This is a genomic window from Pseudomonas sp. HD57-3, assembly GCF_056113135.1.
The window spans coordinates 3,625,241-3,652,059 of record NZ_CM148568.1; the positions used below are offsets into that span (position 1 = coordinate 3,625,241).

Annotated in this window: 27 protein-coding genes and 1 pseudogene; 7 read left to right on the forward strand and 21 right to left on the reverse strand. The window is 59.7% G+C overall.

Features of this window, described 5'->3' with window-relative positions; translation table 11 throughout:
* Window positions 1-313: 313 nt before the first annotated feature.
* The 10 genes from metC to AC0R79_RS16215 form a co-directional block, all read right to left on the reverse strand.
* Entirely contained in the window at window positions 314-3,082 is a 2,769-nt protein-coding gene (metC, locus tag AC0R79_RS16170) for a cystathionine beta-lyase (protein WP_474730558.1), read from the reverse strand.
* Window positions 3,083-3,103: 21 nt separating this feature from the next.
* Complete coding sequence (locus tag AC0R79_RS16175) at window positions 3,104-3,760, reverse strand: glutathione S-transferase N-terminal domain-containing protein (RefSeq protein ID WP_064596647.1); 657 nt, start codon at window positions 3,758-3,760, stop codon at window positions 3,104-3,106.
* Window positions 3,757-4,353: a cysteine dioxygenase family protein gene (locus tag AC0R79_RS16180; protein WP_064596649.1), complete on the reverse strand. Its 597-nt coding sequence runs from the start codon at window positions 4,351-4,353 to the stop codon at window positions 3,757-3,759. The genes AC0R79_RS16175 and AC0R79_RS16180 overlap by 4 nt, the downstream gene beginning before the upstream one ends.
* 15 nt (window positions 4,354-4,368) lie before the next feature.
* The gene (locus AC0R79_RS16185) at window positions 4,369-5,205 is read right to left on the reverse strand and encodes an amino acid ABC transporter ATP-binding protein (protein WP_127798166.1); all 837 of its coding nucleotides are present in this window, start codon (window positions 5,203-5,205) and stop codon (window positions 4,369-4,371) included.
* Window positions 5,192-5,980: an amino acid ABC transporter permease gene (locus AC0R79_RS16190; RefSeq protein ID WP_064596653.1), complete on the reverse strand. Its 789-nt coding sequence runs from the start codon at window positions 5,978-5,980 to the stop codon at window positions 5,192-5,194. The genes AC0R79_RS16185 and AC0R79_RS16190 overlap by 14 nt, the downstream gene beginning before the upstream one ends.
* Complete coding sequence (locus AC0R79_RS16195) at window positions 5,970-6,704, reverse strand: amino acid ABC transporter permease (RefSeq protein WP_064596656.1); 735 nt, start codon at window positions 6,702-6,704, stop codon at window positions 5,970-5,972. Before AC0R79_RS16195 ends, AC0R79_RS16190 begins: the two co-directional genes overlap by 11 nt.
* Entirely contained in the window at window positions 6,701-7,912 is a 1,212-nt protein-coding gene (locus AC0R79_RS16200; RefSeq protein ID WP_474730562.1) for an aminotransferase class I/II-fold pyridoxal phosphate-dependent enzyme, read from the reverse strand. Before AC0R79_RS16200 ends, AC0R79_RS16195 begins: the two co-directional genes overlap by 4 nt.
* Window positions 7,909-9,333, reverse strand: coding sequence for an FAD-binding oxidoreductase (locus tag AC0R79_RS16205; RefSeq protein WP_474730563.1), 1,425 nt, complete (start codon window positions 9,331-9,333; stop codon window positions 7,909-7,911). Before AC0R79_RS16205 ends, AC0R79_RS16200 begins: the two co-directional genes overlap by 4 nt.
* Window positions 9,330-10,181 (reverse strand): transporter substrate-binding domain-containing protein, encoded by an 852-nt coding sequence (locus AC0R79_RS16210; RefSeq protein ID WP_474730565.1) that lies wholly within the window; start codon window positions 10,179-10,181, stop codon window positions 9,330-9,332. The genes AC0R79_RS16205 and AC0R79_RS16210 overlap by 4 nt, the downstream gene beginning before the upstream one ends.
* Before the next feature lie 65 nt (window positions 10,182-10,246).
* The gene (locus AC0R79_RS16215; RefSeq protein WP_064596664.1) at window positions 10,247-11,089 is read right to left on the reverse strand and encodes a transporter substrate-binding domain-containing protein; all 843 of its coding nucleotides are present in this window, start codon (window positions 11,087-11,089) and stop codon (window positions 10,247-10,249) included.
* Window positions 11,090-11,330: 241 nt separating this feature from the next.
* Between AC0R79_RS16215 and AC0R79_RS16220 the strand changes: the two genes are divergently transcribed.
* Window positions 11,331-12,182, forward strand: coding sequence for a LysR substrate-binding domain-containing protein (locus AC0R79_RS16220; protein WP_064596666.1), 852 nt, complete (start codon window positions 11,331-11,333; stop codon window positions 12,180-12,182).
* Between the two features lie 229 nt (window positions 12,183-12,411).
* Window positions 12,412-13,314 carry a bestrophin family protein gene (locus AC0R79_RS16225; RefSeq protein ID WP_039768508.1) on the forward strand — a complete coding sequence of 301 codons (903 nt, stop codon included), beginning with the start codon at window positions 12,412-12,414 and terminating at the stop codon, window positions 13,312-13,314.
* A 121-nt stretch (window positions 13,315-13,435) separates the two neighbouring features.
* Here AC0R79_RS16225 and AC0R79_RS16230 read toward each other — a convergent pair whose 3' ends face one another.
* The 4 genes and pseudogenes from AC0R79_RS16230 to AC0R79_RS16245 all read right to left on the reverse strand — a co-directional run bounded on the left by AC0R79_RS16230 (window position 13,436) and on the right by AC0R79_RS16245 (window position 15,816).
* Window positions 13,436-14,236 (reverse strand): alpha/beta fold hydrolase, encoded by an 801-nt coding sequence (locus AC0R79_RS16230; RefSeq protein WP_474730568.1) that lies wholly within the window; start codon window positions 14,234-14,236, stop codon window positions 13,436-13,438.
* 120 nt (window positions 14,237-14,356) lie between these two features.
* Complete coding sequence (locus tag AC0R79_RS16235) at window positions 14,357-15,286, reverse strand: ZIP family metal transporter (RefSeq protein ID WP_127798171.1); 930 nt, start codon at window positions 15,284-15,286, stop codon at window positions 14,357-14,359.
* A 61-nt stretch (window positions 15,287-15,347) separates the two neighbouring features.
* A pseudogene (locus AC0R79_RS16240) lies at window positions 15,348-15,521 on the reverse strand (manganese catalase family protein); the annotation flags it as partial.
* Window positions 15,522-15,567: 46 nt separating this feature from the next.
* On the reverse strand, window positions 15,568-15,816 hold the full coding sequence (locus AC0R79_RS16245) for a hypothetical protein (protein WP_474730570.1): 249 nt from the start codon (window positions 15,814-15,816) through the stop codon (window positions 15,568-15,570).
* A gap of 150 nt (window positions 15,817-15,966) precedes the next feature.
* On the opposite strand from AC0R79_RS16245, the gene AC0R79_RS16250 reads away from it, so the two are divergent.
* Window positions 15,967-16,464, forward strand: coding sequence for a short chain dehydrogenase (locus AC0R79_RS16250; RefSeq protein ID WP_474730571.1), 498 nt, complete (start codon window positions 15,967-15,969; stop codon window positions 16,462-16,464).
* 52 nt (window positions 16,465-16,516) lie between these two features.
* Window positions 16,517-16,837 (forward strand): hypothetical protein, encoded by a 321-nt coding sequence (locus tag AC0R79_RS16255; protein WP_129974205.1) that lies wholly within the window; start codon window positions 16,517-16,519, stop codon window positions 16,835-16,837.
* A gap of 390 nt (window positions 16,838-17,227) precedes the next feature.
* Here AC0R79_RS16255 and AC0R79_RS16260 read toward each other — a convergent pair whose 3' ends face one another.
* From AC0R79_RS16260 to AC0R79_RS16270, 3 genes are all read right to left on the reverse strand, one after another.
* Window positions 17,228-17,887: a carbonic anhydrase gene (locus AC0R79_RS16260; RefSeq protein WP_127798173.1), complete on the reverse strand. Its 660-nt coding sequence runs from the start codon at window positions 17,885-17,887 to the stop codon at window positions 17,228-17,230.
* A gap of 133 nt (window positions 17,888-18,020) precedes the next feature.
* Window positions 18,021-18,530, reverse strand: a complete 510-nt coding sequence (locus tag AC0R79_RS16265; RefSeq protein ID WP_221533262.1) for a nucleoside deaminase — start codon at window positions 18,528-18,530, stop codon at window positions 18,021-18,023.
* Window positions 18,531-18,560: 30 nt separating this feature from the next.
* Window positions 18,561-19,901 (reverse strand): nucleobase:cation symporter-2 family protein, encoded by a 1,341-nt coding sequence (locus tag AC0R79_RS16270; protein ID WP_474730574.1) that lies wholly within the window; start codon window positions 19,899-19,901, stop codon window positions 18,561-18,563.
* Between the two features lie 214 nt (window positions 19,902-20,115).
* Between AC0R79_RS16270 and AC0R79_RS16275 the strand changes: the two genes are divergently transcribed.
* The gene (locus AC0R79_RS16275) at window positions 20,116-21,030 is read left to right on the forward strand and encodes a LysR family transcriptional regulator (RefSeq protein WP_474730576.1); all 915 of its coding nucleotides are present in this window, start codon (window positions 20,116-20,118) and stop codon (window positions 21,028-21,030) included.
* Window positions 21,031-21,090: 60 nt separating this feature from the next.
* Here the strand turns inward: AC0R79_RS16275 and AC0R79_RS16280 are convergent, their stop codons facing one another.
* Entirely contained in the window at window positions 21,091-21,849 is a 759-nt protein-coding gene (locus tag AC0R79_RS16280; RefSeq protein WP_221533259.1) for an SDR family NAD(P)-dependent oxidoreductase, read from the reverse strand.
* 229 nt (window positions 21,850-22,078) lie between these two features.
* On the opposite strand from AC0R79_RS16280, the gene AC0R79_RS16285 reads away from it, so the two are divergent.
* Complete coding sequence (locus AC0R79_RS16285; RefSeq protein WP_474730578.1) at window positions 22,079-23,533, forward strand: MFS transporter; 1,455 nt, start codon at window positions 22,079-22,081, stop codon at window positions 23,531-23,533.
* Window positions 23,534-23,539: 6 nt separating this feature from the next.
* Here the strand turns inward: AC0R79_RS16285 and AC0R79_RS16290 are convergent, their stop codons facing one another.
* Both AC0R79_RS16290 and AC0R79_RS16295 read right to left on the reverse strand, forming a co-directional pair.
* On the reverse strand, window positions 23,540-24,391 hold the full coding sequence (locus AC0R79_RS16290; RefSeq protein WP_221533257.1) for a LysR family transcriptional regulator: 852 nt from the start codon (window positions 24,389-24,391) through the stop codon (window positions 23,540-23,542).
* Window positions 24,392-24,484: 93 nt separating this feature from the next.
* The gene (locus AC0R79_RS16295; RefSeq protein WP_127800904.1) at window positions 24,485-24,715 is read right to left on the reverse strand and encodes a hypothetical protein; all 231 of its coding nucleotides are present in this window, start codon (window positions 24,713-24,715) and stop codon (window positions 24,485-24,487) included.
* A 282-nt stretch (window positions 24,716-24,997) separates the two neighbouring features.
* On the opposite strand from AC0R79_RS16295, the gene AC0R79_RS16300 reads away from it, so the two are divergent.
* A complete protein-coding gene (locus AC0R79_RS16300) occupies window positions 24,998-25,798 on the forward strand; it encodes a DUF1206 domain-containing protein (protein WP_221533256.1) in 801 nt (266 codons plus the stop codon).
* Here the strand turns inward: AC0R79_RS16300 and AC0R79_RS16305 are convergent.
* On the reverse strand, window positions 25,792-26,706 hold the full coding sequence (locus AC0R79_RS16305) for a LysR substrate-binding domain-containing protein (protein WP_011334135.1): 915 nt from the start codon (window positions 26,704-26,706) through the stop codon (window positions 25,792-25,794). The two genes, AC0R79_RS16300 and AC0R79_RS16305, sit on opposite strands and share 7 nt — an antisense overlap.
* Window positions 26,707-26,819: the final 113 nt, after the last annotated feature.

Below are 26,819 nucleotides of genomic sequence, written 5' to 3' on the forward strand. Positions count from 1 at the left end.
CTGCACGTTTTCTTTGCTAAAAGCTAAACGATCTTAAAAAGATTAAATAAATATCTTTTTGGAATGAGCTTAGGCTTTCCCGCCCGGTTTCCGGAGGTGCTTTTCAAAGCGATGTGGTTTTGCTGCGTGCCGACGGCCGGACGTGCTGCACACCGACAACGATCCTGTATCGCAGGTCCAAAGCCGTGCCGGTCAACGCTTGATCGACTCATCGACGGGCTGACATCCAGCAGCAGACTCAGCCCGGTTTTGATGGAATGTTCCGCGCCCGTGCAGGCGCTACCTCAGAGCCCCCTCACTGAGTGAGCGAACATCAAACGGCACGACTTTGATCCCTTTCCAAAGCCGCAAAACCGCGCTGCAAATCTTCAATCAAGTCGGCGACATCCTCCAGACCGACGTGCAAGCGCAACACCGGATTCAATAAGCGATCCGCCGCACTGTCGCGATCCCCGGTATCGGCCACGGTGATCAGACTTTCAAAACCACCCCAGGAAGCCCCCAATCCGAACAGTTGCAGTGCATCGATGAAGCGTTCCACGTACACGGCGTCCGTTTCACGCAATTCAAAGGACAGCAGGCCGTTGCTGCCAGTGAAGTCCCGCCGCCACAAGGCATGGCCGGGATGATCGTGCAAGGCCGGATGAAACACCTGCTTCACCTGCGGGTGCGCCTGTAACCAGTGGGCGACTTCCAGAGCCTGACGCTCGTGCACTTGCAGTCGTGACGCGAGCGTTCGAGCGCCACGCAGCACCAGATACGCATCGTCAGGGCTGACGGTCGCTCCAAAGCTGTCGCTCATGGCCGCCAGTGCGGGCCATGCGTCTTCGGTCGTGCAGACGCTGCCCATGACCACGTCACTGTGGCCGCTCAGGTATTTGGTCAGTGCCATGATCGAGATATCTGCACCGAGCGCCAAGGGACGGTACAGGTAACCGGAGCCCCAGGTATTGTCGACAGCCAGCAGGATACTTCGCGGTTTGCACAGGGCAGCCATGGCCGGCAAGTCGCACAGTTCATACAACAACGAGCCAGGCACTTCGGTGTAGACCATTCGGGTATTGGCTTGCAGCCGGGCCTCCAGGTCACGGCCGTCGGCCGCGAAATAGCTGACTTCAATGCCGAAGGGCTGAAGAAACTCCCGTGCCAGGCGTCGCACCGGCGCGTATACCGCCTCGGTGATCAGCACATGGTCACCGGGTCGCAGATAAGCAAGAAACGTCTGTGCGATCGCTGCCAGCCCGGTACCGTACAAGCGCGTGCGATACCCACCCTCCAGCTCGGTGACCAGGTCTTCGAGGGCGAACGCCGTCGGATTGCCGCGCGCGCCATAACTCAGTACCCGCTCGCTATCACGACGAGCACGGGCGTCACGCATTTGCGCCAGGTTGTCGAACAACACCGTACTCAAGCGAGTCACCGGCACATTGACTGCGCGGCCACCGGCCCCCTGGGCCAGTGCCGAATGCACCAGCCGCGTATGCACGTGCGACCCCGGACGTGCCTGCACCTGCAACGGTTTGAGACTGGCGATTTCGTCGGCGTTCATCTGCGCCAGCAAACCGATTTCCCACGTCAGGTATTGACGCGCTGCGTCCTTGTTGCCGGAGTGGCGGTCATGGGTAAAGAACAGAAAATCAATGCATTGCTCATCAGTGAGCGCGTCCGGACTTTCCTGCACAGCAAAACCGGCCGCACGCCAGGCATCAAGGCCGCCGTCCAGCAGCCGTACCTGCGCGCGCTGAGCTTGTGGCAGTTCCTGTGAGGCGAGCGCAGCCAGTTGGGCAACCTCGGCCAACAGCACCAGCGGCCGCTGCTCGCCCGACACGTGTTGTGCGAGCAAGGAGCGAATCGACCAGCGCGCCCCGGCAATGTGGCCCTTGCGATAAGTCATGCTCGGCCGCAGATCAATCAGCGCGACGGCGTCATCCTTCAGTGCATCGGAAAGCGCCTGCGCCGTGATCAGCGGCAATGCTTCGTGGGCGACCGCATCGCTTTCCGGTAGCGACAGCGTGCTGCTCACACCACCTGCCAGCACATAGGCTTCATGCCCTGCCTGACGTAGCCAGCTCGCGACAATCCGGGCGCGGACACCATCGCTGTCGATCAGCACCAGTCGCGCCTGGCGCACGCCGACATACAGATCGGTCGATTGAACCAACTGACCGCCAGGCGTGTTTTGCGCGCCCGGCAGACTGCCGGCGGCAAACTCTTCGGCGGTGCGCACATCACACAAAAACAGACTGCGATCAGCATTGCCGGCCCATTGCTCGACCTGTGCAGCCGTCACTGTCTCTGCGCCGGCTCTTTCGGCCAGTCGGGCAGCCGCCAGGCGCTGTGTGGTCAATGGCGCTGCGGTCACCGACTCGGCATAACGCCGGGTGCTGCCGTGCTCAAGCTCGAAGTCCTCCAGATACCAGCCTTGTGTGCCGTTTTCCAAGGCATACACCGGGTTCTTCAATCCGAGGTTGATCAGGGTCTGCGCACCGATAATGCTGCGGGTACGACCGGCGCAATTGATCACGATCGGCGTGTCTTCGTCAGGCACCAGGTCATGGATGCGATACCCCAGTTCGCCATTGGGGCAGCACACTGAACCAGGAATGGTCATTTTGTAGTATTCATCGAACGGCCTGCCGTCGAGCAGCACCAGAGGCTCGCCTCGGGTTTGCCATTCGGCCAGTTGTCGCGCGGTGACATGGGGCGTGTGATTGACCTCTTCGACCAATTCGCCAAATGCCTTGGATGGCACATGCACGCCGGCAAACAACTGATGACCGGCGGCCTGCCAGCCATCGGCACCGCCCTCAAGGATATGCACGCGGTCATACCCCAACGCCTGAAGGCGCCTCGCGGCACGCGTGGCAACATCGCCGCCGTTCTGGTCATGAATCACCAGTCGCACTTGAGGGTTGGGCGCCAGTCGCCGAACCTCCAGCTCCAGCCGGCTATAGGGCAGATTGACGGCAAAGAACGGATGGGCTTCGCCATACTGGCCATGTTCACGCACATCGAACAGGGCAATTTCCTGCCCGTCGAACAGCCACTGCTGCAATTGCGCTGGGGTTACGATCTGACTCATGGGGTTGCGCTCGAAAGAAAATTATTGAAGCGCCAGAGCGCGTTCACTGGCCGCCACGTCGCGGCCCTTGGCATACGCACGTTGAATGGCCGGGCGCGCCTTGAGGCGTTCGCGCCAGGCCCGAATGTGCGGAAAATCCTGCAGTTCCTGCCCCTGTCGCTGCGGCTGAATCCACGGGAATATCGCCATGTCGGCGATGGAATAATCACCGGCCACGCAGGGCACTTCGGACAACCGTCGCTCCAGCACGCCATACAAGCGCGCCGCCTCGCCCGCCAGCAGTTCCAGGGCAAACGCCTGCGGTTGCGGCGCCTTCTCCTTGAACAGCTGCAACTGACTCAGGTATGGCGTGACGTGCCCCACTTGCCAGAACAGCCATTCCTGCACCTTCTGACGTTCGGCAGTGCCCGCCGCTGGCAGGAATCGCCCGGCCTTGTCGGCCAGATAATTGAGGATGGCACCGGATTCGAACAGGCTCAGCGGTTCAATCAAGCCGTGAGGCGCATGATCGACAATCGCCGGAATCCGCCCGTTGGCGCTGATGCGCTGGAATGCCGCCTGCTTCTGTTCACCCTCACGGATGTTGACTGGCAGCACGCGGTACTCCAGCCCCAGTTCTTCCAGGAGAATGCCGATTTTCAAACCGTTGCCGGTCGGCCAGTAATACAGATCGATCATGCGTAGGCCTTGATCGACGGTGCCATTTGCGAGGCGTTGTAGTTGAGAATGCGCCCGTCGGCCTCAACGCCGTAACGCCCGTTGAGGGATTCCAGCGGCAAGCCGTACAAATGGAAATGCAGGGTCGGCTGTTCGCCATCGACACGAATCCCGTGCAAGTCTTCACCCAAAAACGAGATCGAGGTGCCGGGCTGCACGATGACTTCCTTTTGCAGGTGCAACGTGGTGAAACCAGGCTCGCGACCCTCATCGCTGCGGGTATAGACGTAGTTGATTTCCTGGCCTTCGATGGCACTGATGATTGCCCAGGTCTCGTGGTTGTGGGGGATGGTGCTTTTGCCCGGCAGCAGCGAGTTCAGGTACAGCGTCGGGGTGTCGCCGTCATCGTTGAGACGGTAGCGGAACGCGGTGCTGCCCTGCCCCGGTACCGGCGCCGGGAATTCATCGAAGTTGAACAGGTCGCGGCGTTCGGCGAGCGTTTCCAGCAGGCTGACGATTTCGTCCAGCGCAGCGCGGTCGACGCCCCGTTGATGGATGACGCGGACTTTCTTTAGGAAGTCCTCGATGACATCGGCACGGTTCACGGTACTCATTAATATCTCCTCGGGTCAGACGGACAGGCTGTAGCGGCTGAGGTTGGTCAACAGATAAGGATCATTGGCAAGCGCCGCGCGCCGCCCCGGATCGCCCAGGGCATGGCGCAAAAAGGTCTGGGTCCGCTCACTTGCGGGGTGCTGGAAAATCTGCGCGGCGCTGCCGTGCTCGACGATGACCCCGTTCTCGGTGAAATAGACGACATCGCTGATTTCCTCGGCAAACCGCATCTCGTGGGTCACCAGCACACAGGTCATGCCTTCCTCGGTCAGTTCGCGAATCACCGTCAGCACTTCGCCGACCGTTTCCGGATCGAGGGCCGAGGTCACTTCATCGAACAGGATCAATTCCGGGCGCATCGCCAGGGCACGGGCAATCGCCACGCGTTGTTGCTGACCGCCGGACAGTTGGCCGGGATAGGCATCGGCCTTGTGGTCCAGACGCACTTTGGCCAACAAGGCGCGCGCGTCTTTTTCGGCGTCGACCCGATTGCGCCCCAATACCTTGCGTGGCGCCACCACCAGGTTTTCCAGCACCGAGAGGTGCGGGAACAGGTTGTACTGCTGGAACACGAACCCCACGCGCTTGCGCAATTCGATGCGCTGCGCTTCCTGCGTCAGGGTGTGGACGTCGGTGGCGCCGACCCGGATGCTGCCTCGCTGGGGCTGCAACAACCCGGTGATGCAGCGCAGAATCGTCGACTTGCCGGAACCCGACGGGCCGATAATCGACACCGCCTGGCCGCGATGCACCTCCAGATCGATGCCCTTGAGTACCGGGTTGCCACTGAACGACAGGTGCAAATCCCGCAGGCGGATCAGCGGTTCGCCGCCGGTTTCAATAGAAGGCATAACGTCGCTCCAGGCGTCGGGTGAGTCGGGATATCGGGTAGCAGTAGGCGAAGAACAGAGCGAGCAGGCTGAAGTAGATCACCACGGTAAAACCGGTCATGTTCACGGTATTGCTGGCGATCTGTGCGGTATCGATCACGTCATGCACGCCCACCAGCGAAGCCAGCGCCGTGCCCATGGTGATCACCGCGTACAGGTTCATCCACGGCGGCAGCATGCGTTTGAAACACTGCGGCAGGATGATCGAGCGGAAGATCTGCCCCCGCGTGAAAGCCAGCGAACGAGCGGCTTCCCATTGCGTGGCCGGGATCGACGCCACGGCACCACGAAAGATCTCCGCGACGTTGGCGCTGGCCGGCAGCGCGAGGCCGAGGGTGACCTTGACCCAGTCCGGAAACGCCACGTAAGTGCCGGCAATACGGATCTCGAACGGAAACACGTAGGTGGTGAAATAGATCAGTACCAGCCAAGGAGCATTGCGAAACACCTGCACCCAGATTTGTGCCGGCAGACGCATCAGGCGCAACGGCGACAAGGCCAGAGCCCCTACCAGCAACCCCAGCAGAGAACCCAGCCCGATGGCCACCAGGCTGATCAGAATGTTCTGCGCGAAGCCCGCCGCCAGTGCCGGCGACCATTGCAGCAAGGCCTTGAGCACCGGGCTCTGCGCGCTGAAATACAGCAGCGCCAGTGCGATGCCCGCCACTATCAACAGCTTGCCGAGGTGTCGGCGCGGCAGGGCCGTCATTGCAGTGACGGTCGATTCAGTGGCCATAACCGGGCATCCTCAGGCGCGCTTCGAGGTAGCGCCCCACGCAATTGACGATAAAGCTCAGCAGACCGAAAAAACTCAGGATCAGGATCATCAGTTCCAGCACGTTGTCACTCTGGGTCCAGATCATGATCGCCGCGTACGTGATGTCGCCCACGGCAATGGCCGACGCCACGGCGGTCATCTTCACCAGGTCGATCAGGTTGTTGATCAGCGAGGGCAGCGCAAAACGCAGGGCCAGCGGGAGCTGCACATTCCACAACAACTGCCGGCTGCTGAAAGCCAGCGAACTGGCCGCTTCCAGTGTCACCGCAGGCACCGCCTCGATGCCGGCGCGCAAGGCTTCGGCATGGAACGCGCCCTTGTGCAAAGAGATCACGATCACCACCCAGGCAAACGGTGTCAGCGGATTGGCCGCACCCACCGCCTGGGTCAGCAGCATGTTCAACACCAGGAAGGCGCAGTACAGTTGCACCAGCGTCGGCGTGTTGCGCGTGACTTCGACAAAGATTCGGGCCGGTGTCGCCAGCCACGACTTGCCCGATGTCAGCATCGCCGCCAGTGCGACACCGGCCAGCAAACTGCCGACGATGGTGAACGCACACAGCAATGCGGTGGTAAGTGCGCCTTGCCCGAGTGTGCCGCGCTGGTACGCGTCCAGGAGAAAGCTGTAGTTCAGACCCAGCCCCGCCGTCCAGTGAACGAAAAGCTCCAGCCAGTGAGTCATGGCTCGCTCCGTAGCTGCGCGCAGGCTCGTGCGATTCGGCGTCCCGCTTCAACGACATTGTCAGTGGCCGTGGCGATGGACAGGCGGAACCACGGCGACAGACCATAAGCACTTCCCGCCACACCGGCAACGCCCTCCTCCAGCAGATAGTCGACGACATCGGCGTCGCTGCTCAGCCGTTGCCCGTCAGGGCGATATCGGCCGATCAAGCCGGCGCAGCGGACAAACACAAAGAAGCCGCCCTGTGGCTCAAGCACCTGCAGCCCCTCCACCGGGCGCAGCGCGTCGAGCAGCAAATCCCGTCGCAACTGATAGGCCTCGACCTGCGGCGGCAGAAACCCCAGGCCACCCTCCAGCGCCGCCAGCGCAGCAGCCTGGCCAACGGACGATGCGCCGGATGTGGATTGCGATTGCACCACGGTCATGGCCGTTGTCAGCGCCTGCGGCCCAGCGCCGAAGCCGACGCGCCAGCCGGTCATGGCATAGGTTTTCGAAACACCGCCGACCAGCAGGCAACGCTCTTGCAGATCTGGCGCAACGTTCAGCAGATTCAGCGCCGGACGGTCGTCGAAACGAATGTGTTCGTAGAGTTCATCCAGCAGGATCAGCAATTGCGGATGCCGCCTCAGTACGGTGGCAATCGCTCGCAATTCTGCCTCGGTATAAACCGCGCCACTGGGATTGCCCGGCCCGTTGAGAATCAGCCAGCGGGTACGCTCGCCAATGCGCTGCTCCAGCTGCGCAGCCGTGAGTTTGCAGCCTTGCTCCAGCGGGCATTCGATGAACACCGGCTCGCCACCGTTGAACCGCACGCTGTCCGGAAACGACGGCCAGTACGGAACCGGAACCAGCACTTGATCGCCGTCGTCGAGGGTGGCAGCAAAGGCATTGAAGATGATCTGCTTGGCACCGTTGGCAATCACAATCGAGGGCAGCGGATAGCTCAGGTGGTTTTCCCGCTCGAGCTTGCGTTGCACCGCCAGGCGCAAGCCTTTGACGCCGGGCGTCGGGGTGTATTTGGTGGCGCCGGCGGCAATCGCTGCGCAAGCGGCCTGCTTGATGTGTTCGGGCGTGTCGAAATCCGGCTCGCCGGTGGTCAGGTCGAGAATGTCGCGACCGCCGTCACGCAGTTCGGTCGCGCGGGATTTGGCTGCCGCGTTGGCGGACAGCGAGACGCGTTGCACGCGTCTGGAGAGACGGAGCGTCATGAGCGGGACACCTCAATGACCTTGCCGGGATTGAGCAGGTTGTTCGGATCCAACGCCTGTTTGATACGGCGCATCAGATCCAGCTCCACCGGACTTTTGTAACGCGTCAGCATGTCGCGCTTGCGCTGGCCGATCCCGTGTTCCGCGCTGATGGAGCCGCCATGGGCGTGGGCACTGTCGTGCACCAGCAGACTCAGCGCGGCGTAATGGGCCATGTGTTCATCGACGGTCGAATGCAGCGGATGGGCGACGTTGTAATGCAGGTTGCCATCGCCCAGGTGGCCGAAGGTGAAGTGCCGCACGCCCGGAAAGTGCACCTGCAACAGGGCATCGGTGTGGGCGACGAAATCCACGACCCTGGAAATGGGTACCGAGATGTCGTGCTTCATATTGCGCCCGGCGCGCTTCTGCGCCTCGCTCATGTTCTCCCGCAGCAACCACAGGGCCTGACTCTGGGCCAGGCTTTCGGCAATCAGTGCATTGGCCAGCAAGCCTTGCTCGAAGGCTTCGCCCAGCACGCTTTCAAAGGCCTCGCGGGCTTGTGCTTCACCGCGATTGTCGGAGAGTTCGAGCAGCGCAAACCACGGCTGTACAGCGCCGAGAAAAGGTTGCGGGGCTTCAGGAAACTGCTCGCGCAGCAACGCCAGGCAATCGGCGTTGAGCAACTCGAATGCGGTAAGCCCGGCGCCGAAACCGGAGCGGGCATGGGAGAGAAATGCTACCGCTTGCACCAGCGAATCGAACGCGAGGAAGGCCGTGGATTGCGCCTTGGGCAGCGGGAACAGTTTCAGGGTTGCGGCAGTGATGATGCCCAGGGTGCCTTCGCTGCCGATGTACAAGTCGCGCAAGTCGTAGCCGGTATTGTCCTTGCGCAACCCACGCAGGCCATGCCAGATCTCGCCCTCGGCCGTTACCACTTCCAGCCCGAGGGTCAGCTCACGGGTGTTGCCATAACGCAGGACAGCCGTGCCGCCGGCGTTGGTGCCCAGATTGCCGCCGATCGTGCAACTGCCCTCGGCCCCCAGACTCAGGGGAAACAGCCGCCCTGCTTCCTCGGTGGCCTGTTGCACGTGTTGCAGAATGCAGCCGGCCTCGACGGTCAGCGTGTCGTTGTCGGTGTCCACTGCGCGCACTCGATTCAAGCGATCGAGCAACAGCAACACCGAACGCCCGCTGGCATCCGGCGTCGCCGCGCCCATCAGGCCTGTGTTGCCGCCCTGAACCACGATTGGAGCGCGGGCAGCGACGCAAACCCGCACCACTGCCGCGACTTCTTCGGTATTGCCGGGGTGCACGGCGGCGATCACCGCGCCCACGTAGCGCCCCTGCTTGTCGGTCAGAAAAGCGCTCGCCTCTTCGCTGCGCTGCACATGACGCTCGCCCAGCAGTTGTTGCAACTGCGCAAACAAAACCTCACTCATGGCTGCGACGCCAGCGGTTGAGCGTTGCGATAGTGCTCGTGCAGATCACGCAGGGCCCGGGACGGCGCCATGCCGGTGCGCTCGCCCAATGCAATCAGCCAGCCGCTGCGGTGCCAATCGCGCACGATGGCGTCGAGTTTCGCCTGAGTGTCGTGCTCGCCTTTGCGCAGCCAGATCACCGAGTTGGAGGGAATCAGATCATTGGGCAGCGGAATTTCATAACCGGCCCATTCGGCATCGCCGAGCAAGGCGTGCATGGTCGGGCTGACGTGCACCGCCGCCACACAGCCGTTGCCGCGCAGCGACAGCAACGATTCGGACTGGCTGCGGAACGCCTTGATCTGCGCACCGTAGGTTTCCTGCAACGGTTTGATGAAGTTGCTGCCCTGGGACACGCACACCGGCTTGTCCTTCAGGTCTGCCCACCGAGTGATGCCCGCGCCCTTGCGGATCAGCGCCGCCCCGCCCACTTCCTCGTAGGGCGTCGGCACATAGTCGAGAATCTGCGCACGCTCATCGGTGAACTGCATGTTGGCGATCAGGATGTCGACCTTGCCTTGCTGCAGAAACTGCACCCGGTTAGGCGCCAGCACCGACACCGTTTTCGCTTCCACACCCAGAGCCTTGGCTACACCCTTGGCGAGTTCGACGTTGTAACCCAGATGCTCGCCGGTCTTGGGATCTATGGTGCCGAACGGCGGGCCGCTGAGGATCACCCCGACGCTGATTTCGTGGCGTTGGCGGATCTTGTCCAGCGTGGCATCGGCCCGGACGGCACTGGTGCCGATGGCAACCAGGGCGCCGAGGCAAAACGTGGTCAGGGCTTTAGCGGAAAAATGACGTTTCATGCAGGGCTACCTTGGACGACCGTCGAGTGACACGACGGTCGGATGAAAACTCTGAGGGAGGGATTTCAGGCCCCGTTGGCTTGAAACTGTTTTTGCAGTTCGACCAGCGCCGGTGACGCGGGAGTGATGTGGTTGCGAGTCTGGGCTTCGATCAACCAGCCGCTGCGGTGCAGTTCCTTCACAATCGGGTCGAGCCTGGCCTGAGTGTCGTTTTCACCACGGCGTGTCCAGATCACCGAAGGCGCCGGATTGAGCTCCGGGGTGATGGCGCGGTAGCCTCGCCACTCGGCGCTGTCGGCGATTAACGGATTGATCAGGGTGGCGTCATGAACTGCCGCAACGCAGTTGTTGCCACGCAGTGCCAGCAAGGACTCCGATGAACTTTTGAAAGCTTTCAACTCGACGCCCAGTTCAGTGAGCGGCTTGATGTAGCTGCTGCCCTGGGAAGTGCAGACCGGTTGCCCTTTCAAATCCTCCCAACGAGCGATCTTGCTGTCCTTCAGCACGGCGGCAGTACCGCCAACTCGATAAAACGGTGTGGGTACGAAACCGAGGATCTCACCGCGCTCCGCCGTCCATTCCATGTTGGCGATCAGCAAATCCACTTTGCCCTGTTGCAGGAATTGCACGCGGTTGGCTGGCAATACCGGCACCAGTTGCACCTCGGCGCTTAGCCGCCGACCCAGTTCTTCGGCCAGTTCGACGTTCAAACCACGCGGTTTCTGTGTGGCAGGATCAATCCCGCCAAAGGGGCCACCTGACAACAGCACGCCGACCACCAGCACATGACGTTGCTCGATCTTGTCCAGCGTCGCATCAGCCAGGGCAGCGGTGCTGGCGGCCAGCGATATGAAGGCGCCCAGCATCAGGGGCAAAAAACGTTTTGAAGGCGCGCGATCGGACAACATGGATTTCCCCTCGTGATTGATCGGCAAACCCCGATCCAGTGAGTGGGCATCCTGCTGACAGCACCGGCATAACGGAAATACAAATATCTAATATCGTTATAACTCAGGCGCCGTCACTTTTTTACCAAACGCATATAAGCCCGAACTTATTGACTAAAGAGAACATAAAGAGAAAAAACTTCCTTACAATGCATAAAGATATGTAATGTTTAAGTTCGTCCCTTTGATATAAAACCTGCCTATGACGATCCTCGATCTCGAATTGCTGCGCACGTTCATTGCCGTGGTTGATCACCACAGCTTTGCCGAGGCCGGCGTGCAACTGGCCCGCACCCAGTCGTCGGTCACTCAGCACATGCAGCGCCTGGAGCAACAGGTCGGGGTCAACCTGTTCGAAAAGCGCGGGCGGCAAAAGCAGCTGACGGAAGCCGGACAGCAGTTGCTGCGCCATGCCCGGCAGATGCTTTCACTCAACGATGATGCGCTGAACTCCCTGCGCGAAAGCAGCTTGAGCGGCGTGTTGCGTATCGGCTCGCCCCATGACATCGCCGACACCATCCTGCCCCCGATCCTCAGCCACATCGCGCGTTCGGCTCCGCGCTTGCGCCTGGAGATCGATGTCGGCCGCAGCCCGTTTCTCATGGACGATCTGCAACGGGGCAAGATCGACATGGTGATCTCCACCCGCGAAGCACCCAATCTGGAAGGTTTTGCGTTGCGCACTTCGCCGGTATGGTGGATTTGCTCTGCGCAGTTCATTCATAACCCCGGCGAGACGTTGCCGCTGATTCTGGTCGACGAACCGAGTATCTATCGACGGTATGCCCTGGAGGCCCTGGAGCGCGCCAACATTCCCTGGCGTCAGGCTTATCTCGCATCGAACCTGATTGGCATCAAAGCGGCGACGCGCGCAGGTCTTGGCGTCACCGCCAGAAGCATGGAAATGTTGGGCCCGGATATGCGGGTACTGGGGGAAAGCGATGGCTTGCCCCGCTTGCCGGACGTCACCTACTACCTGTGGATCCGTTCGAATACGATCAATCCGCTGGTGCGCCGGGCCTATGAGTTGATTCGCAGCAGCCGGGGGCATTGAATACCGACGATGCACGGGGTGCTCGCGGCGATTCTTCCCGTCCCCGTCAAACAACGTTGCCGAAACGGAACGAGGCGCCATACGAGGATTTCTCTCGCAAGCATTGGCCATTCAGATGTCCGGGCTTCGCAGATTGACTGACGGTTGGCTGCTTCACCAGGGAACTGCCGGTGCCAGGCATCGTCCGAGCTTAAGCGTTTAAGCAAACTGCTCGCCACGAGGTTTCCGTTTGAAAGCTGCCATCGTCAAAAAATACCGCCTGATCATCAAGACCCTGGGCTACGTGGGCTGGTCTCTGTTCTGGTTGCTGCTGTGGGACATCGCCGTCACCGTCGACTTCATGCTGTTTCTCAACGCCAAGCTGAACCTGCCGCTGATGCCGCTGACCTTGCTGGGTTCGGCGTTGATCGTATTAATCAGTTTTCGCAACAGCAGCGCCTACAACCGCTGGTGGGAAGCGCGGACGTTGTGGGGGGCGATGATCAACAACTCCCGCAGCTTCGCCCGGCAGGTGCTGACGCTGCTGGACGACGCCGGCGGTGAGGTGAATCCGGTCAAATCCACTCTGCTGCGCCGCCATGTCGCGTATGTGAACTGCCTCGCCGCGCATCTGCAAGGCCAGCCTTGTCCTGACGAGGTGCGGGCGTTTATTCCCGCCGAAGAGTTCGCCCGCAGTGGCACGACCAATAACTTTGCCAACGATATCCTCACCGGCTCCGCGACTTTGCTCGCCAAGGAATACAAGGCCGGGCATCTGGACAGTATTCGCCTGGCGCGGCTTGAGTCGACGCTGGTCGACCTGTCCAACAGTCAGGGCGGCATGGAGCGGATCGCCAATACCCCGCTGCCCTACCCTTACGTCTATTTTCCGCGGCTGTTTATTTCGCTGTTCTGCCTGATCGTGCCGGTGGGACTGGTCGAATCCCTAGGCTGGTTCACGCCGCTGGCGTCGACCGTGGTGGGATTCATGCTGCTGGCCATCGAACGCATCGGCACCGATCTGCAAAGCCCGTTTCGCCACAGCGAACACCAGATTCAAATGGAAGCACTGTGCGAAACCATTGAAAAGAACTTGCAGTCGATGCAACGTGATTCGTTGGGTGATGTGCGCAGGCTTGAAGAGCACGCGTGAGGCGCTGCTTTAGCAGCAGCGCGATAGCGGGTCTACCCTTTTCTTTATCAGGTGCAGAGCGACTATTGATGAGACGAGCGGATTAACTGACCTGTGTGCGCTCCAGGCCAGCCTTGGTGTTTCAGTTCGCGATCCTCGGCGCCTTCTCTTCATCGTCGTAATGGCGGCAAAGAAATTCGCGAACCAGGACGGCAGTTCGTCTAGCGCTGGTCACCACAAAGAAATGTCCCTCACCCTTCAGAAGGCGAAGTTCTGAACGTCCAATTGTGCGGCGCAGGATATGGCCGTTGTACGCCTGTATTAACGGATCGCGGTCGCCGGCAAGAATCAGCGTGCGTTGAAGCAGCCGGGACAAGCGAAGCAGGCTTGTCCATCCGATCAAGGCTGCGAGCTGGAAATAGTAGGTTCGCGGATTAACAGAGAGCATGCCTTTCATCACACCGAACCGCAGTAGCGTCTGAACTGAATGGCCGGATATTTCTTGCTTGTGTGTTTTGGTGTTTTTACTCTTGCGGAAAAAATCCATAACGTCTGCAGGCTTCATCAACAGCAATGGGCCGGGAGAGGTCGCCGCGAGGATCAACCTGCGTACCCTGCTCGGGTAACGCAGAGCGAATTCTTGAGCCAATGCACCTCCCCAACTCACACCGAACACATCGACCTGCTCGATCCCCAATTGCTCAAGCATCCCGGCAATCACGTCGGCATGGCTTGGCAGGCGAAAGGGCCAACGGGGCATTTGCGACTTGCCGACTCCTGGCACGTCCAGCGTGATGGTCATGAAGTCGTCAAGTTCATTGCGCAGCGGATCGAAAGTACGAATCAAACCACCCAAACCATTGAGCAAAAGCAGCGGAGAGCCTTGACCGCAGATCGACACGTTCAACTGCAAGCGCTTCGTTGTCAGCCTGTGCGTTGTCATGATTTCTCCTTGCTGCACGTAATTGAAAGGCAGTGCAGGTGGGATCGCGACGTCTACCGTCGGATTTTTGCTCCTAGTTTCTTCAACCAAACCGTCCAATGATGGATGGGAGGTAAAGGGTCAACCCAAAGCCGTGTCGAGAAACATCATGACCCCGAAACCGAGCATCAACCCCAAGGTTGCAGGTGTCTCATGACCGTTGCGATGGGTCTCGGGAATGACCTCATGGGACACCACAAAAATCATCGCGCCCGCCGCCAGACCGAGCGCTATGGGATATCCCAATGCGAAGCTGCTCGAAATCCCCAAGCCGACGATGGCGCCTATGGGCTCCATCAACCCTGAGCCCACCGCAATAAGCGCAGCGCGAAGCGCTGAAATCCCGGTCACGCGTAACGCAAGGGCCACAGCCAGGCCTTCGGGAATGTCTTGAATGGCGATGGCAGTGGTTAGCGGCAATCCCACCTTCATGTCGCCATTGGCAAAGCTCACTCCAATGGCCATCCCCTCCGGCAGGTTATGCAGCGTGATTGCCAGAACAAACAGCCATACGCGATTGATGCGCTGCACCTCGGGCCCACGGCGACCGCTTTTCTCATGTTCGTGAGGCACGAAGCGATCCAGACCGATCATCAGCGCTACCCCCAATCCCAATCCTGCAACGACGACACAGGCTGCGAGCAGCTGGTTACCGCAGAGCTCCTGGGCGGCTTCGATACCCGGAAGAATGAGCGAAAACGAACTGGCGGCCAGCATCATCCCGGCAGCGAAGCCCAGCATGATGTCCTGCGTTCTGGCGGCGATATCACGTAACGCGATCGCTGCCACCGCACCTATGGCCGTCGCAGCGAAGCCTGACATGCCGCCTAGAAATGCAAAGTGCAGATTTTGTTTGTTGGCGCCGACAAAGGCACCATACCCGCTGATCAGCAAGTAAAGCGTCACGCCAATCAGAATTGACCAGAAGGCTAGCCCGCCCCATCCGGATTTTGAGAACCGAACAAACCGTGAGCGAAGTGTTGCGCCATATGAGGTCAACGGCTCGGACATCGCACCCTCCTGTTGTCTTGAGATGAACAAACCGCACGCCCTTTGGCGTGCGGTCACGTCGTTAAGGTTGTGGTTCGCCTTGCACACCCGCCCCCAAGTCCGCACCCGTCATGTCCATGAGCAGCGCTTCATCCTCGGCGCTCAATTGCACAGTCGCGGTGCCCTCGCCTCCATCCACCGCCGGCGCTGGATTCTCTACGAACTCCCAGTCCTCCCCTTCGTTCCACGGCCCGCGGGGGTAGTGAACAGTGTCGTCGGCAACAGACATGAGCTGAATGACCTCAGTGATAATCCTCACCGGCGACCGCACGCAGATAGGCCGCATCTGCCTCCCTTCTCAGGTCACGCCATTCGGAATCGGTCAACATACCCAACCGATGCATCTCATCAGACTGGCGCAATAGTTCCTCGTGATAGGCATCGGGACACTCCATGCGTAACGCTCGGTTCTCCAACGCACGATGCCAGGCATCCAGGGCTTTCAATCTGGGTTCCTGCTCAAGCGTCAGTTGATTCTTGAAAGCATTCATTTCACTCCCCCCGAACATTTCCCGGTTGAGCAACAGTTTTCGAATTAGGTTCAAAAGGTCTGACGAAGCACAGCCTTTCGGTAATGTCGATGGAACGTTGCGCCAGGCCCCGTCCTCTATCGCAACACCAGCGAATCTGAGGATTTCATCATGATCGATCCAGCAACCGGTATGAAGGCAGGCGAGCGCTACACCATAGACAGTCTCGAACGCACGCGACATTTCCCGGGTTTCTTCCTCGACGGAAAATATTATCTTGGCCCGGAATTGATGACGGCCATAGGTTGGCTGGAAGGAAAGCAGTTTTATTACGATGAACTTGGTCCCACGGGTGAGCCGGTGTTTCCCGATCGGCTCGCCGGCACTGTCGAGGACCTCATCCTGACTCTCGCGGACGGTGCGCGTTTGCCCTTGAACGAAATGCCGTACAGGGCAGAGGTCGAATCGCCTGCCAGTCCAAGCAGTCTTACTCCATCGCTATCACGGCATCGACCTGCTCCGGCAAGCGATCAACTCGGAGTCGAGGGCGTCCGGATGTCAGGTAAACATCCATATCCAATACTTCTGGCGGCAGGCGCCGCGCTAGTACTGGGAATAATGCTTGGAGTCAAACAAGCCAATCGCCTTCCTGCTCGAAAACCGAGATAGCCGTCCTTGCTGATTTTTTGGATAAGTGCTCTTTGAACGGTCGGAGACAGGAATGCATCCAGTGACACCAGACGGTCGCTACTTTGTTGTCAAAGGCCAGCTATGGCGATGTTCCAACCCGTCTTTGGATGAAGATGTGCGCCAGCGTCTTGTCGATGCGCTTATGGCCGCTCGACGAGAGGTCAAGAACGCTAAGAGTGCGCAAGACGGGTCGCAACTGAAGCGCGCTCGGGAAAAGGTACAGATGGCCAAAGTGGCCCTCGGGGAACGGGGGCCTGTCTGGTGGGCTGATGGAAGCCCTGACTTCAACCGGCGGCTGGTCGTCAACTCCCCTTATGCCGAATGGTTCAGCTCGCTCCAAGAGCCTGATTAACTCTCGGCGTAAGGTGCGATTCGGATGATGTTCCAGTGTTGCTCATGATCGACGAACCGAGGCATTGGATGCACCCAATACAACCGCTGGACCTCTGGCATTTGTACGACGTAGCCAAGTTAACGCTGCGGTAGACAGGGAAAGCGCTTATAAGCCTGGCCAGGCTCCACTGGCGCCGGCAGTGCCACTCTTGCACAGGCGAACGGTTGGATCTCACTCCAGGAGTAAGTTGAGACAAAGAGGCAAAGGACTGCCGCGACGGCCTCGGCAGTCCTCTGCTTCGGGCAAAACGCATAGCGCGAGCGCAGGCTTGGCATAAGGTGCCCAGCCCTTGACTCAACGCATGCTTAGAGAATTCTCGTCATCAGCGACGTGCAGTCCTTCCGCGAGTTACAACTGACCAGCATTGCGCGCAGCAACGGCAACGGTGGTCGGTGAATCGGAAAGCTTGACGAAGCGCCGAGTTGCACCATCCAGCGCATCGATGCAGCCCGCCTCGATGTCATAGACCCAGCCATGCAAATTCAAGCGTCCTTGCTCAAGCGCAAGCGCCACCGATGGATGGGTGCGCAGGTTCGCCAGTTGTGCGATCACGTTTTCACGAACGAGGCCATCGAGTTTGTCGCGTGGCGTATCGAACTCATGCGCCGCGTTGATCGCTTTCGCGGCGTCCGAGTGCCGAAGCCAGTTGGCAACTGCCGGAAGATGATCCAGACACGTGCAGCGTGAAATCGCGCCCATCGCTCCACAATCCGAGTGGCCGCAGATCACAATGTCCCGTACCCCGAGCACTGCAACCGCATATTCGACGGTAGCCGAAACACCACCCGGTTCAGGACCATATGACGGCACAATGTTGCCGGCGTTGCGGATCACGAACAGCTCACCCGGCTCACGCTGTGTGAGCAGTTCAGGCACTACACGACTGTCCGAGCATGTGACAAACAACGCCTTTGGGTTTTGCTCTGTCGCAAGCTGCCTGAAAAGCTCGACGCGTTGTGGATACACCTCGCGCTGAAACCGCAGAAAGCCATCAATAATGTCACGCATAAAGCCCTCCAAAGCCTGATTCCGGATGCCGAGACGAGCACTCGATGCCTTCGCGCCTCAGTGGGGCGTCATTATCGCAGACGTCGCGTGCGAGTGCGCGACCTCACACCGCTTAAGCTTCGTTTCAAACCTGTCAGGACCAAAACCCTCTGTGCGGTTCAGCGGCCTCCCCCTCCAACATCGGCCCCAGCACGCTGACCTTGCGTTGCCCCTTGGCGAACACTTCGCGGCACGGCAGCGAGAACGTCGGGTTCTCCGGGTGGTCCCCCGTCAAACCCAGCAAGGCATGCTCCGACAAGGCATAGACCACCCGCCCGATCCCCGTCCAATACACGGCGCCGGCGCACATGCAGCAAGGTTCGGCACTGGTGTACAGCGTGCACAGTTCCAACTCCTGCGGCGACAGCCGTTTTGCCGCTGCCGCCGCTGCCACTAACTCGGCGTGCTGCGTCGGATCACCTTCCGGGGGCATCGAGTTGTTCCCCGCTTCGACAATCACCTTGCCGTTGCGGTCGGCCACCAATGCCGCGAACGGATGGCGACCGCGTTGCTTCGATGCCTCGGACAAGGCGATGGTCTGGCGCAGTAATTTCAGATCAAGCGCGCTGATGCCAGCCGGGATGAGTTCAGTCAATTGATTCATGGGTAACTCCAGGGCAGTGGAAAACAATAGTCAGTCGGCCAGTTCAGCCGATGTGGCGCCGATGATTTCGGTCGATTTTTTTTCATCGTTGAGCAGGACGTTGAGGACGATGGCGGTGATCGCTCCGAGGAAAATTCCACTGTCGAGCACCAGTTTCAGGGTCGGGCCGACGTGTTCGAACAGCGCCGGAAAGGACATCGGCAGCACCCCGACACTCACTGACACGGCGACGATAATGCCGTTGCGCGTACCCTCGAATTGCACCCGTGACAGTTCCTGAATCCCCGCCACCGTGGTCATGCCGAACATCACAATCGCGCAGCCACCGAGCACCGGCGTCGGCACCGCGGCGATCAACGCGCCGAGTTTCGGGAACAGGCCCATCAGCACCATGATTGCCCCGGCAGAGGCCACGACGAAGCGGCTTTTCACGTTGGAAAGCGCAATCAAACCGGTGTTCTGGGTGAAGGCGTTGTAAGGAAAGCTGTTGAACAAGCCACCGAGCATGGTCGACAAGCCGTCGGCGCGAAATGCGTTGCCGAGGGTGTGTTGCGTGGTCGGTTTTCCGGTCAATTTGCCGATCGCCAGGCAGTTGCCGGTGGTCTCGGCCATGATGACCAGCATCGCCAGGGTCATGATCAGAATCGGCACCGGCGCGAACTCCGGCGCGCCGAACGCCATCGGCGCACTCAGCTCAAACCACGCCGCTTCGCTGACCCGATTGAAGTGAGTCATGCCGCAAGCCGCTGCGATCAGGCTGCCGACAAACAGGCCAATCAGCACGCTGAGGTTGCCGATGAAGCCCTTGAATCTGGCGTAGATCACCAGCGTCACGCTGACCGTGGCCAAACCGAGCAACAGGTTGGCGGGATTACCAAAATCTGCTGCATCGGGATTGCCGCCGCCCAGCCAGATCGCCGCCGCCGGCATCAGCGAAATGCCGATAATGGTGATCAGGCTGCCAATCACCACCGGCGGAAAGAACCGCAGCAAGCGGCTGAACACCGGTGCCAGCGCTATGGTGAGAAAACCCGCCGCGATCACCGCGCCGAAAATCTGATTGAGGCCGAACTCCTTGCCGATCATGATCATCGGCGCCAGGGCAATGAACGAGCAGCCCTGAATCAGCGGCAGGCGGGCGCCGAACTTCCAGAAACCGAGGGTTTGAATCAGCGTCGCCACACCAGAGGTCAACAGGTTCGCGTTGATCAGCAACACCACCTGTGCCGAGGTCAGCCCCATCGCACTGCCAAGAATCAGCGGCACCGCCACCGCTCCCGCGTACATCACCAGAACATGCTGCAAGCCAAACGTGAACAACTGTCGCAGTGGCAAAACCTCGTCCACCGGATGAATGCGTTGTGTGGTCATTTCACACGCTCCTGAAAGTGCGGCATCTGTTGAGATAGCGGGCATGCTCGGGGCGTTTGAAAGGAGGATCCGCCCCGGAGATCGTTTTGACGCGGGGCCATATTTGAACGTTTATTGCGATGAAACAAATTAGCAACCATCGCTTTTTCCGATGGCACGAATCTGGCATCTGCTAGCCACTCCAAACCTTCATTTCGAACCGGGAGTTCAACGCTTGCGCTTCTCACTCGATCAACTGCAGATGTTCGTCCAAGTGGTCAAAAGCGGATCGTTTTCCGCCGCCGGGCGCAAACTGGGCAAGACCCAATCGACCATCAGCGCAGCGATTGCCAACCTCGAAACCGACCTTGGCGTCGACCTGTTCGACCGCAGTAACCGCAGCCCTGCCCTCACCGCCAGCGGCCATAAATTGCTGGTGCAGGCCGAAGCCGTGCTCGAACGCTGCATGACCTTCGAAGCCCACGCCGACTGCCTCTCGGACAACGTAGAACCCAGCCTGACACTGGCCATTGAAACGCCGTACGGCCCGATCATGCCGGTGCTCAAAGCCTTCGAAGCAGCCTTCCCCTTTGTCGACCTGATCATTCGTCATCCGGTCCATGGCGACGTCAGCGAACTGGTCAGCAGCGGCGAAGCGGTGCTCGGTGTGGCGTTCTCACAGCCCGGCTACCCCAAGGAACTGGCGTTCCAGCAACTGGGCAAACTGATCATGCTGCACGTCTGCCATCCCCAGCACCCATTGGCGCAACTCGAAAACGTCACGTTCGAGGATCTGCACGTCCATCGCCGCCTGGCATTCAGCGCCCACGCGAGCAAACTGCCGAGCAGCGAATACCTGCGTTCGACCCAGTTGTGGCAGGCGGAAAGCTATCTGGCGTTAGTGGAAATGGTCCGCGCCGGACTCGGCTGGGCCACCCTGCCCCGCCAGCTCATTCAGCGTGAACTGGCCAAGGGTGAGCTGGTGGAACTGCAGCTCTCGGCGTATCCGCATACGGACTGGCAGATTGGTGTGGATTTGCTCTGGGCGCGGCAGCGGCCGCTGGGTAAGGCGGAGCGGTGGTTGAAGGAGAAATTGCAGGGCAAAAAAGTGTATGAACTGGATCGCAACGGGCAGACCACCACGCTTTGAGATCAATGCAGATGGAACAAGTCGCCTTACGCCTGCCCGAAGCTTTACCAATCCCCTGCTTCAGATTTGCGATAAACCACCATCGACCATCAGCTCCACGCCGTTCACGTATCTGGCGTCGTCCGAGGCGAGAAACAGTGCTGCGCTGGCAATTTCTTCGGGTTGCGCCATGTAGCCCAATGGCGTGATTTGCTCGACGTGCTGGCGCAGCGCGGCGATGTCGCTCTCGCTCATTTTCAGCCCGTTGTCCATCAGCGGTGTGCGGGTGAAGCCAGGGCTCAACACGTTTGCGCGGATTTTGCGGTCCTTGAGCTCATTGGCCCACGTGCGTGCAAACGATCGCACCGCCGCCTTCGACGCGTTGTACAGACTCAATCCTTCCATGCCGTTGCTGGAGCAGATTGAGGCAGTCAAGACGATGGACGAAGCGTCTTTCATCAACGGAAGAAGCGTTTGAACGCTGAAGAAAACGCCTTTCACGTTCACGTCGAACATGGCGTAGTAAGCAGCCTCGCTGGTCTCTCCGAGCAGATTTTTCTCACAGATCCCGGCATTTGCGAACACGGCGTCCAGCCGATCGTCGCGCGTTTGGATTGTCGCTTTGAGCGTGTCGAGATCGGCCTGAAGCGAGACATCGGAAACCACCGCTACAGCTTTGTCGCCGAGTCTGGCAACTGCCGCCTCCAGCCTGTCCGCTGCCCGTCCAGTGATGTAAACGCGTTCGGCGCCCTCGGCGATCAAGGCTTGCGCGATGGAAAACCCGATCCCTGTGGAACCGCCTGTCACGACGGCAACCTGATCACTGAATTTACCTGACATGTCTGACTCCTCGGTCGTTGATGAAGGGAATGTCTGAAACGACCTGCGCATGGTGAGCGTCATCGAAGCGGCGCGGCACTGACACGAATGAACGTTGGCCGTGCAGTTTTGTAAGGCGAAAACGCAGGAGCGATTCCCTAAATTGGGACGCGGCGACCTGACCCGGGCAGGCGCGAAGCCTTGCCCTTCAGTCATCGTCAAACCTGAGTTTCCCTACAGGATGCCTGTCATGTCTCGAATCGAAATCGAAGTGCCCGAACCCCGGCGCTGGTTGATGTTTGCCATCTTGCTCGTCGGTGCGTTTCTGCCGCCCCTGGATTTTTTTATCGTCAACGTCGCCCTGCCCTCGATACAGGAGGATCTGGCGACAGGCTCCTCTGCCGAGCAGCTGGTGATTTCTTCCTATGCAACGCTCTATGCAGTGACGCTGATTACCGGCGGACGACTCGGCGATCTATACGGCCGCGGGCGGATGTTTTTCCTTGGCCTGTTGGGCTTCGCCGCCGCGTCGCTGATGTGCGGCCTGGCGGTTTCGCCGTGGATGCTCATCCTCGGACGCGCCTTGCAGGGCGTGACCGCCGCCGTAATGGCCCCTCAGGCACTTGCATCGGTGCAGGCGATTATCCCGGCGACGGAAAGACCATTGGCATTGAGCATTTACGGGGCCGTATTTGGACTGGCGTCTGTGATCGGTCAGGCACTGGGCGGCTTTTTGATTGAGGTCGACGTGTTGGGCATGGGATGGCGCGCGATCTTCTTGGTCAACCTGCCGATCGCGTTGCTGGTGATTGCGTTTGGCATCCCTGTGCTCAAAGAAACCCGTGCGCAGCACGCGAGCAAGCTGGATCTGGTGGGCACCGCGTTGTCGATGCTGACCCTGACCACCCTGGTCGTGCCATTGATTGAAGGCCGCGAGGCGGGATGGCCGTGGTGGGCATGGCTGTCGCTGGCCGCCAGCCCCTTGCTGGCGGTAGTGTTCTGGCGCTACGAGAGCTGTTTGCACCGGGCCGGAGGAACTCCCATCCTCGCCCCGGCCGTACTGAATGCACCGGGCCTGGGGCGAGCGCTTATGGTCGCGCTTTGCTTCTATTCAATCGGTGTGTTTTTTCTGATGTTCTCGATGTACATGCAAAGCGCATTGCATATGAGCGCACTGCACGCCGGCCTGATCTTTCTGCCGTTTGGCGCGGGATTTCTGCTCGGTCCCCTGTCGGTTCCGCTCCTCAGGCGCGTTCTCGGGGGCTACGTGAATCCGGTAGGCATGGGGCTGGAAGTAGTCGGATTACTATGGCTGGGCTGGCTCGTGTCAGTGACACCGGCTACCCTCGCCCCGCCCTTCACTTCTCTGACGGTCATCCTGTTCCTGATCGGTCTGGGACAAGGGCTCGGCCTGCCGACGTTGATGCGCATGGTCACGGGCCGGGTAGCGCCGGCGTATGCCGGGATGATCGCAGGCATTACCAGCGCCACGCTGCAGATCAGCACATCGCTGAGCGTCGCACTGATTGGCGGTGTGTTTTATACCTTGCTGGGAGAACCGGCGACGGCGGTCAGCATCACTCATGCGTTCACGATCGCTGTTCTGTGCATCGCCGTTTGCCTGGCCGTAGGGGCAGCGATAAGCCTGACGTTAGCGCGCGAGCCAGCGACGGTAGCGCAAGCCTCGGCTGTTCGCCCGACCTGAGTCGTGTTACCCCGCACCGATCATGCTGGAGGCAAGGTCAGCCAGGGCGCGCAGCCGGTCCATCTGACGCATGTCCTGGTGATACCCCATCCAGATATCCCGCCCTGGCGGTGGCTCGTGTTCATCCAGCAGTCGCAGTCCCGACACGGAGTCACCGAGGACGCGGGGCAAAACGGCAACGCCCAGCCCGTTCGCGCACATCTGTGCCTGAACTGTACGGCTGCTGCTGGTGAACACGGTGCGGGCCAGCGGATAGCGTTGCTGCAGCCATTGCACGTCCGGGTAATGAGACTGGGCGATGTTCATCAGGATCAGGCCAAGCCCTTCGCCGTCCGGCTGCGGCGCCGGGGCATGCAAAGCCGCGTATAGGCCGTACGACAGAGTTGTCAGCTTGCGGTGCACTATGTCGGGTTCGGTGAAAGGCACGATCCGGAAAGCGATGTCGGCATCCCGGCGGGCAAGGTCGAACAGTCGATGCCCGGCGATGACTTCGGGAACGATCAACGGGTAGCGGTGCACCAGTTCGCTGAGAACCGGCGACAAAACATGACAGGCGAACCAGTCGGCTGAGGATATCCGCAACAGGCCTTCAGGCTGATCGCCATGCCCCGCCAGACGCCGCTCGATGGCCAACGCGCTGTGCTCCATGTCCTGCGCCAGATCGAGAATCCTCTCGCCACTGTCCGTGAGCACCAGCCCTTGAGCGGTCCGCAGGAAAAAGGCTTGCCCACTGGTTTGTTCAAGCACCTGCAAGCGCCGTCCAACCGTCGGGTGACTGACCCCCAACTCCCTGGCGGCTCCGCCCAGCGAGCCGTTGCGGGCAATCGCCAGGAAGATCCGCATGTCACTCCAGTCCATGCCCTCGCCCCGTACAAAAATGAACATTGAGTGATCAGCTTATAGTTCAAGTAGATGGCTGTTCATGAATATCGATTCAATCAGCCGATCTGATCAGCCTCGCGACAATGACTTCAAACGCTCCACCAGCGCGGCTTCGAAAATGATGTACAGCCTCTCGGCATCGCCGGCACGCAAGGCCCCGCCGGTTTCCAGTCCCAGCACGAAACCATCCGCCCGCGCCCCTGCCTTGACAGCAATGATCATCGAGTCTGCCCGGACAATCTGCGCCAGCATCCGGTCCGCTTCTCGCTGAATCTTGTCGCCCAACACCACGCCTTCCACATCGCCACCCAATACGTTCAATTAGACATCCAGTACATGACCGCGATAACCGCTGAAACCCAGATGATGGTCAATACAATCGAGTAACCAGCCAGTTGCTTGTCCATTTTCACCACGGCATCAATAGAATCTGAATGATGGGTCAGGATCGTCCCGCTCGCAACGTCAGCTCGTCCCCTTCATCCATCGCGCTACAGGTAAAACGTACGATCTCCGATTCGTAACAGAACCCCTTTCAGCAACAAGGGTCAGCTCTCTTAATACACCTCGGAAATCTCTCCAATGTCCGCGCAACGCAGTCTCGTCATACTCGCTCGGGGCGGATACGCCGCTCGCGGAGTGCTTTATTTGATCATCGGCATATTTGCGTTATTGGCTGCCCATGATTCGACAAAACCCAAGGACAGTCACAAGAGTCTGGAAGCCTTGCTGAGCCAGCCGTTCGGCTATTTTCTGGTGGGCCTTGTGGTGGCGGGTCTGCTTGCGTTCGCAGCCTGGCGTGTCCTGCAAGCGATACGCGATGTCGATCATCACGGCACGCAGCTCAAAGGTCTGGTGATTCGTGCAGGCCTGTTTGCAGGAGGTCTGGTCAACGGTGCTCTGGCGTTTTTTGCATTGGGACTGCTTGTGAGTGGTAGCCGAAGTTCGAGCCATTCCGCAGAGCAGACCAAAGACTGGCTGGCGCATCTTTTGTCGTGGGAACACTCGAATTTATTGTTGTACCTGATTGCGCTCATTCCGCTGGGGGTTGGCGTTGCTCACATCATCAAAGGATGGAAGGCCTCGTTCGAGAAGTATTTTGAGGCCGACGAAGAGGTCATGCGCTATGTCCGTCCGGTGTCTCGCTTCGGTCTGATCGCTCGCGGCGTCGTGTTTATGGAGATTGCTTTGCTGCTGGCCGTCAGCGGTTCAGCCTATCAAGCCATGGACCCGCCTGGCATGAAGGAAGCGCTGGACGCGCTGCAGAATCTGCCCGCTGGATGGCTTCTTTTGATCGTAATGGCCCTGGGGCTGATTGCGTTCTCGGTTTACAGTTTCTCAGAAGCGTGTTGGCGCAAGATCAATATGGATGTGCTTCAGTAACTGAAGTCATGCCCCAACTCACGCTGCATCCATTCCAGAAAACGCCTCACCCGTGGAAACCCCGCATGCGCCTTCGGGAAAACCAGGTGGTGTGCGGTGATCGGGGCGCTCAACCCGGGAATGACTTCAACCAACTCGCCGCGCGCCAGGTAGTCCTGCGCCAGCAGCGTGCTTTCCAGTGCAAAACCAAGACCGTGGCTGGCGGCCTCGAGGGTCATGTAGGAGCGGTCAAAGCTCAAGGTATAGGGGCTTTCAGGGCGCGACAGCCCGTGTTGAGCAAACAGTTGCGGCCACTTGATCAGCGTCGCCTCCGACAGGATCAGGTTGCAGTCCAGCAAGTCGGCGACGGCGCGGATCGGGCGTTTTTCCAGAAGTTTGGGCGATGCGAGGACCGCGATTTTTTCGTTGCGCAACGTGCGCACTTCGAAACTTGGCCAGTTCGGCATGCCGTGGCGGATGTCCACGTCGATCTTGTCCCGACTGAAGTGCAGCGATTCATAGGAGCATGAGAGATTGAGCTGAATGTCGGGATGGCTCTCGCGAAACTGTTCCAGGCGCGGCATCAGCCACAACAGGCCGAAGCTGGGTGACGAATGCAATCGCAGACAGTCGAGGCTGACATCACTGGTCGCGCGCTCTGTTGCCACCGCCAGGCTGTGCAGGATGCCGGATATCTCGGACAGGTATTGCTCGCCCACGGGCGTCAACGTCACTCCCCTGGCCGTTCTGAGGAACAGCTGTCGCCCGATCATCGCCTCGAGTTTGGCCAGTTGGTGACTGACTGCCGAGGGCGTCAGGTCCAGCACTTCGGCCGCACGTGCGACGTTGCCAAAGCGCGCAGTTTGCTCAAAGGCCTGAATGGCTTTCAGCGGTGGCAGGATCGGTGGTGCTTCGCCAGATGAACTCATGATGATGGTTATTCCGCTGCAAGTGGCTGAGGCCGGGCGTTCGGCTATTCAAACACCGCAATCGCATGTTGGCGAGTGCTGAATTTTTTTCAGCATCCAGTGAAGTTTGCGTT

What these genes read in the sequence shown, in the direction of transcription:
- metC (WP_474730558.1), bottom strand. Translation starts at nt 3,082, where the DNA reads ATGAGTCAGATCGTAACCCCAGCGCAATTGCAGCAGTGGCTGTTCGAC.
- AC0R79_RS16175 (WP_064596647.1), bottom strand. Translation starts at nt 3,760, where the DNA reads ATGATCGATCTGTATTACTGGCCGACCGGCAACGGTTTGAAAATCGGC.
- AC0R79_RS16180 (WP_064596649.1), bottom strand. Translation starts at nt 4,353, where the DNA reads ATGAGTACCGTGAACCGTGCCGATGTCATCGAGGACTTCCTAAAGAAA.
- AC0R79_RS16185 (WP_127798166.1), bottom strand. Translation starts at nt 5,205, where the DNA reads ATGCCTTCTATTGAAACCGGCGGCGAACCGCTGATCCGCCTGCGGGAT.
- AC0R79_RS16190 (WP_064596653.1), bottom strand. Translation starts at nt 5,980, where the DNA reads ATGGCCACTGAATCGACCGTCACTGCAATGACGGCCCTGCCGCGCCGA.
- AC0R79_RS16195 (WP_064596656.1), bottom strand. Translation starts at nt 6,704, where the DNA reads ATGACTCACTGGCTGGAGCTTTTCGTTCACTGGACGGCGGGGCTGGGT.
- AC0R79_RS16200 (WP_474730562.1), bottom strand. Translation starts at nt 7,912, where the DNA reads ATGACGCTCCGTCTCTCCAGACGCGTGCAACGCGTCTCGCTGTCCGCC.
- AC0R79_RS16205 (WP_474730563.1), bottom strand. Translation starts at nt 9,333, where the DNA reads ATGAGTGAGGTTTTGTTTGCGCAGTTGCAACAACTGCTGGGCGAGCGT.
- AC0R79_RS16210 (WP_474730565.1), bottom strand. Translation starts at nt 10,181, where the DNA reads ATGAAACGTCATTTTTCCGCTAAAGCCCTGACCACGTTTTGCCTCGGC.
- AC0R79_RS16215 (WP_064596664.1), bottom strand. Translation starts at nt 11,089, where the DNA reads ATGTTGTCCGATCGCGCGCCTTCAAAACGTTTTTTGCCCCTGATGCTG.
- AC0R79_RS16220 (WP_064596666.1), top strand. Translation starts at nt 11,331, where the DNA reads ATGACGATCCTCGATCTCGAATTGCTGCGCACGTTCATTGCCGTGGTT.
- AC0R79_RS16230 (WP_474730568.1), bottom strand. Translation starts at nt 14,236, where the DNA reads ATGACAACGCACAGGCTGACAACGAAGCGCTTGCAGTTGAACGTGTCG.
- AC0R79_RS16235 (WP_127798171.1), bottom strand. Translation starts at nt 15,286, where the DNA reads ATGTCCGAGCCGTTGACCTCATATGGCGCAACACTTCGCTCACGGTTT.
- AC0R79_RS16245 (WP_474730570.1), bottom strand. Translation starts at nt 15,816, where the DNA reads ATGAATGCTTTCAAGAATCAACTGACGCTTGAGCAGGAACCCAGATTG.
- AC0R79_RS16250 (WP_474730571.1), top strand. Translation starts at nt 15,967, where the DNA reads ATGATCGATCCAGCAACCGGTATGAAGGCAGGCGAGCGCTACACCATA.
- AC0R79_RS16255 (WP_129974205.1), top strand. Translation starts at nt 16,517, where the DNA reads ATGCATCCAGTGACACCAGACGGTCGCTACTTTGTTGTCAAAGGCCAG.
- AC0R79_RS16260 (WP_127798173.1), bottom strand. Translation starts at nt 17,887, where the DNA reads ATGCGTGACATTATTGATGGCTTTCTGCGGTTTCAGCGCGAGGTGTAT.
- AC0R79_RS16265 (WP_221533262.1), bottom strand. Translation starts at nt 18,530, where the DNA reads ATGAATCAATTGACTGAACTCATCCCGGCTGGCATCAGCGCGCTTGAT.
- AC0R79_RS16270 (WP_474730574.1), bottom strand. Translation starts at nt 19,901, where the DNA reads ATGACCACACAACGCATTCATCCGGTGGACGAGGTTTTGCCACTGCGA.
- AC0R79_RS16280 (WP_221533259.1), bottom strand. Translation starts at nt 21,849, where the DNA reads ATGTCAGGTAAATTCAGTGATCAGGTTGCCGTCGTGACAGGCGGTTCC.
- AC0R79_RS16285 (WP_474730578.1), top strand. Translation starts at nt 22,079, where the DNA reads ATGTCTCGAATCGAAATCGAAGTGCCCGAACCCCGGCGCTGGTTGATG.
- AC0R79_RS16290 (WP_221533257.1), bottom strand. Translation starts at nt 24,391, where the DNA reads ATGGACTGGAGTGACATGCGGATCTTCCTGGCGATTGCCCGCAACGGC.
- AC0R79_RS16300 (WP_221533256.1), top strand. Translation starts at nt 24,998, where the DNA reads ATGTCCGCGCAACGCAGTCTCGTCATACTCGCTCGGGGCGGATACGCC.
- AC0R79_RS16305 (WP_011334135.1), bottom strand. Translation starts at nt 26,706, where the DNA reads ATGAGTTCATCTGGCGAAGCACCACCGATCCTGCCACCGCTGAAAGCC.